This window comes from Kitasatospora putterlickiae, assembly GCF_039527695.1.
In the GTDB taxonomy this organism is placed as follows: domain Bacteria; phylum Actinomycetota; class Actinomycetes; order Streptomycetales; family Streptomycetaceae; genus Kitasatospora; species Kitasatospora putterlickiae.
The window spans coordinates 1-5,552 of record NZ_BAAAKJ010000448.1 but is presented as its reverse complement, the minus strand read 5'-3'; the positions used below and the strand labels follow the sequence as shown (position 1 = coordinate 5,552).

Annotated in this window: 2 protein-coding genes; one reads left to right on the top strand and one right to left on the bottom strand. The window is 75.4% G+C overall.

From position 1 onward, the window contains the following. Positions 1-10: 10 nt before the first annotated feature. A complete protein-coding gene (locus ABD308_RS36205) occupies positions 11-2,722 on the bottom strand; it encodes a M4 family metallopeptidase (RefSeq protein ID WP_344344426.1) in 2,712 nt (903 codons plus the stop codon). A gap of 575 nt (positions 2,723-3,297) precedes the next feature. Here ABD308_RS36205 and ABD308_RS36200 point away from each other — a divergent pair. Next, a complete protein-coding gene (locus ABD308_RS36200; RefSeq protein WP_344344424.1) occupies positions 3,298-5,271 on the top strand; it encodes a stealth family protein in 1,974 nt (657 codons plus the stop codon). The last annotated feature ends 281 nt before the right edge of the window (positions 5,272-5,552 follow it).

Genomic DNA, 5,552 nt, shown 5'->3' with positions numbered 1-5,552 from the left:
CGCCCTCCGGTCAGCAGGTGCCGGCCGCGCGTTCGCGCGCGACCAGGTCGGTGCGGCCCGCCGTGGCGTCGAGCCAGAGCACCCGGGTGCCCCGGTCGGCCACCGGCGCGTACTGGCCGCCGCGGTTGCAGGAGACCCGCTCGGGCGTGCCGCCGGTGAGCGGGAGCTGCCAGAGCTTCGGCAGTTCGGTGTTCCGCACGGCGCCGCCCTCCCAGCGGAACGCGTGGCCGAAGGTCACGGCCCGGTCGGAGGCGGTCAGGCCGGTGATGTCGCGGCGGTCCCCGGCGGTTCCGGCCAGAAGGTCGGTCACACCGGACCCGTCGACGGCGCCGGAGCGGATCGAGCCGCCCGCGCTCCGGTCCTCCGGCCGCTCCACCCAGAGCAGGCGGCCGCCGGCCAGCCGGGTCTGCCCGGCCGTGACGGCGCCGTCCAGGACGTACTGGGCGACGACCCGGCCCTCGGCGACCGAGTAGACGGTCGGCGCGTACACGGTCCGCTCGCCGGACTTCCAGCGCTCCGTCCAGGCGAGCAGGTCGCCCCGCAGGGAGAGGTCGGCCGCGTGGTGGCCGTCGGGCAGCGGGATCTCGACCGCCGGGGCGCCGTTCAGCGAGAGCGCGGGCCAGGTCCGCCCGGCGGCGAAGTCGTTCACCGCGAAGGCGATGGTCCCGCCGGAGACCCGGAGGTGGGTGAGCATCTGGTCGGTGGCGCGGCGCAGGCTGTGGGGCCGGCCGCCGTCGATCGGGCGGGCCAGCACCTCCCAGCCCCAGGCGCCCGAGGCGTCCTCGCCCTGGGCCACCCACGCGGCGGTCGTCCCGTCGGTGGCGGGCCAGCCGTGCGAGCGGCCGTCCTGCGGGCTGAGCGCGACGGGTTCGGCGGAGCCGCTGACGGCGCCGGTCAGCACGCCGAGGGTGCCCTGGAAGCCGTGTTCGGTGGTGGCCGCCACCCAGCGGCCGTTGGCGGCGTCCGGGGCGATCAGTCCGCTGGGGATGTCGCCCAGCAGCAGGCGGCTGTCCACGCCGATCCTGCGCTGCCAGCCCTCCTTGATCCCGTGGGCGTCGAACGCGCCGGCCACGGTGCGCAGTTGGGAACGGCTGAGGCCCATCGAGCGGCCGGCCGCGAGCACCGCGTTGCGGGCGTCGACGAAGCCGTCCAGCGGCGTGAGGTACTCGCTGAGCGCGCGGTAGACCAGGCGGTCGGCGGTGAGCGGGTCGAGGGCGCGCCGGATGTCCCACAGCGCCCCGCCGACGATGGTGGAGTTGAGGTGCACGCCGGCGCTGTCGATGTCCCCCGCGACGCCGACGTAGTCGTCGACGGTGGTGCGGCGGTCGTCCAGCCGGCGGCCGGCGCAGGACTCCGGGGTGCCGGTGCGGCAGAGGCTCTCGCCGAGCAGGGCGGCGCGCGGGTCGTCCATCGACAGGCCGCGGGCGGTCACCTCGATCGCGTTGCCGAAGTAGTCGGCGACGGCCTCGTCGAGCGCGCCGGACTGCCCCCGGAGCACGAGCCCGGCGGTGTGCTCCACCACGCCGTGGGTCATCTCGTGGCCGGCCACGTCCAGCGCGACGGCGAACGGGTACTCCTTGTCGCTCCCGCCGCCGTAGACCATCTTCCGGCCGTCCCAGGCGGCGTTGCGGTACCGCTCGCCGAAGCTGGTGACGTTGACGACGGCGGTGATCGGGCCGTTCCCGCCGTCGATGCCCCGGCGCCCGAGCCGGTCGCGGTAGAAGCCGTCGACGGTCGCGGCGTTGAGCTGGGCGTTGGCGGCGCCGGTGGCCGCGGCGGAGGCCGGGAAGTCGGGCGTCGGCGATGACGCGGGCCGGGCGTCGGCGGGCATCCTGCCCCGGAAGTCCAGCTCCTCGCGGCCCTGCGCGTCGTAGACGGTGATGGTGGCGGGCCGGGTGAGGTCGGTGAGCTGGTAGGTGCCGTCCGGGAGGCGGCCGAGGTTCACCCGCACCCGATCGCCGTGGACGTCCGGGGCGGTGCCGATCGCGGGCTCCAGAGCGCCGGCGGCCGCGATCGACGGGTCCTGCGCCCGGTAGGGCGCGCGCACGTCGTGGGCGAGGGCGACCTGACCGGTGGTCGCGTCCACGAACACCGCGCGCGCCTTCGTCCCCCAGGCCGCCGGGTCGGTGCCGCGCACGGTGAAGTGGCGGGCGAGCCGACCGGTGCCGCCGGGCAGCACCACCAGGCCGTGGTCCTCGGCCGTGGCGCCCTCCCGGGCGGCCGGGTCCTCGACCGCGCCGAGCGCGAGCCGGCGCAGCACCTCGTCCGGGACGCTCTGCGCGGTCGGGGCGGTGAGGCCGGTGAAGTACTTGCCGCCCACCGACTCGACCCGCTGCCCGTCGCCCTCGCCGACCAGGTGGACCAGGTAGGCGGCCCCGAAGACCGGGACGCCGCCGTGCCGCTGCGCGAACCTGACGGTGCGGCGGCCGTCGGCGGCCCGCTCGGTCCCGGTCTCCACGAGCTGCGCGGGGTCGACCCGGTAGCGGTCCCGGTGCGCGGCCAGGTGGGCGCGCGCCGCGTCGGCCGCGGTGGCGCCGGGCGCCCGCTCGGCCAGCCCGGTGACCAGCTGCGGGGCGGCGGTGTCCGCTCCGGCGACCAGTCCCGGGACCGGGTCGGGGTCGGTGGCCGGGGCGGCGACGGCGGGCGGCACGCCCAAGCCGAGGCCGAGGACGGCGGCGATGGCGACGCCGAGCGGCCTGGACGTACGGGAACGGTGGTGCACTGCGGTCCTCCCACGGGTCTCGGGGGGTCCGGCCGCACGCCGGACCACGCCTTGCGGGATGACCATAGGCCAATCCTCGACATATGTCGATGGTCTGCATATGCAGACCGGCGGGGGCCGGGCGGCGGGCGGCGAGGGTCTTTATGGCGATGACCGGGCCACAACAAAGCCGGGTGGCTCATGCCGGGTCCATGAATACGTGACAAATCCGGTGAATCGGTGAATTCATGACGGCCTCTCAGTCGGACCGCACACCATTCACCACGGATGAAATCCGCCGGCGAATGCCTCGCAGAGCCGAATGGACACCCGATTGTTACCCTTGCTCAATACAAAGTTCTCTTGGTCGCATACGATCTCGACCGACCCGGAAGTCCGCCCGACCCGCGCCCGCCGCGGGCGCCACGAGCCACTTGTGAGGAAGAGACCGGAGAAGCGGAGTCGACCCCCACAGCCGGCCTCCTGACCGCTCCGGATTCGCGAGGAGAACCGATCCGGGCCGTTCGGGCCGACGCCCCCCATTGCGGGACACGAAAACGCCCGATACCCGAACCACGCGCCCCCAGGAGTTTCCTTTGCCCATCCGCCCGGCCAATCTCGCGGCCAAGATGCGCCCGCTGACCGCCCTGGCGCGCCGCACCCGGCCCTCCGCCGCCGCGCCCGGCGGGACCGCCGCCGAGGCGCCGGAGCAGGTCGCGCCCGAGGCCCGGCCGGAGGCGCGCGAGGAGCACGCGGAGGCCGCGCCGGAGGAGAGCGGGCACGAGGACGCCACGCCCCAGGAGCGGCGGCCGTCGCCGTACGAGCGGCTCGGCGGGGAACGGTCCGCGCGGGAGGAGGAGCTGCTCGGCACGCTCCCGGGTGTCGTGCGCCACCACGAGCACCTGGCCGAAGCGCGCCGGACGCTGCTGCCCGTCGACCGCCGGAACGGCAACCTGGCCGAGGTGAGCGAGGCCCTGCGGGCGGCCGGCCTCCCCCACGGCATCGTGCCCGACCGGCACCCCCGGCACCGGCTGGCGATCCGCCCCGGCGACCGCCCGGCGGTGCTGGAGGCGCTGGCCGCCGCGTTCGCCGGTCAGGCCGTCTACGCCGACCTCCTGGAGCACGGGCGGACCCTGACCACCATCCTCGCGGAGCAGTTGCCCGGCGCGGTCGCCCTGCTGGAGCCCGCCGAGGAGCCCGGCCTGGAGGCCGGAACGGAGGCCGCGCAGGACGGCGGCGCCGACCAGGACCAGGACGGCGGGGCGCCCCAGGAGCAGGCCGAACCGATCTGGCCGGCGGACCGCGTCAAGGGCGTGCGGATCTACCGCCCGGCGGTGATCGACACCCTGCTGTACGGCCCCGAAACCGGCTGCGACCTGGAGTTCTGGGACTCCGCCGCCCCCTCCGAGGGCGCCATCGCGTCGATCGACGAGACGCCGTTCGGCTGGTGGGTGCCCTCGCTGGAGGCCACCGCCACCACCACCATAGGCGGCCGGTCCTACCCGCTGCTCGACGTCTTCGCCGCCTCGCTCCCCGAGCAGGTCGACTTCCCCGTCGACGCCGTCATCACCTGGGTCGACGACGCCGACCCCACCTGGCAGGCGCGCCGGGCCGCCGCCCGCGCCCGCCTCGCGCACACCGCCGCCCCGATAGCGGAGGAGGACGGCGTCGCCGAGAGCGGCCTCGCGGGCGACGCCGACCAGCGCTTCCGCAACCGCGACGAACTGCGCTACTGCCTGCGCGCCCTCGCCGCGAACGCGCCGTGGATCCGCCGGATCCACCTGGTCACCGACGACCAGACGCCGCACTGGCTGGACACCGCCCACCCGGGCCTGACCGTCGTCCCGCACCGCGCGCTGTTCGCCGGCACCGACGCGGGCCCGGTGTTCAACTCCCACGCCATCGAGACCCGGCTGCACCTCGTCCCGGACCTCGCCGAGCACTTCCTCTACCTCAACGACGACGTCTTCCTCGGCCGCCCGCTCGTCCCGGAGGACTTCTTCCTCGGCAACGGCATGCCCCGGTACTTCCCCGACGACCGGATCATCCCGCCGGGCGGGACCGACTCCGGCGACTCGGTGTACGTCGCCGCCCAGAAGAACACCCGCCGCGCCCTGGCCGCCGTCGTCGGCAAGACCTACCCGCACACCCTCAAGCACTCGCCGCACCCGCTGCGCCGCAGCGTGCTGGCGGAGAGCGCCGAGCGCTTCGCGGCCGAGCTGCACGACACCGTCCGCTCGCCGTTCCGCTGCGCCGAGGACCTCGCGCCGGTGACGCTGGCCATCCACTACGGCCACGCCACCGCCCGCACCGTCGAGGGCCGGCTCTACGACGGCTACTTCGTCACCGACAGCACCGAGGACCTCGGCCGGCTCGCGCGGCTCCACGAGGAGCGCTGGGCGGACTACTTCTGCCTCGCGGACGGCACCCGCGACCTGCTGTCGCCCGAGGAGCAGGAGCGGGCCGTCACCGACTTCCTGCGGACCTACTTCCCGGTGCCCTCGCCGTTCGAGCTCCGCGAGCCGGCCCCGGCGCCGCAGGAGGCCGACGGGGCCGCGGACCGGAGCTGACGCGCGGCGTCGCCGGCCCGCCCCTTCCCGATCCGCCCGGCGCGTGTCGTACGTCTCATCGGCGCCCCGACCCAGTTCGTCCGCGTCTCACCTGTGGTGGGATGACCCGGCACGCGTGACGGACGCTGACCGGGGGTATTCAGTGCGGACCAAACCGATCGGACTCGGACCGGACGCGGGCGCGCCGGACCTCATCGGCGTGGGGCTGATCCGCCTCGCCGTCGAGGAACGGCCGGCGCCCGCGACCGGGTCCGCGCCGTGGCTGGGGCGGCTGCGGGCCG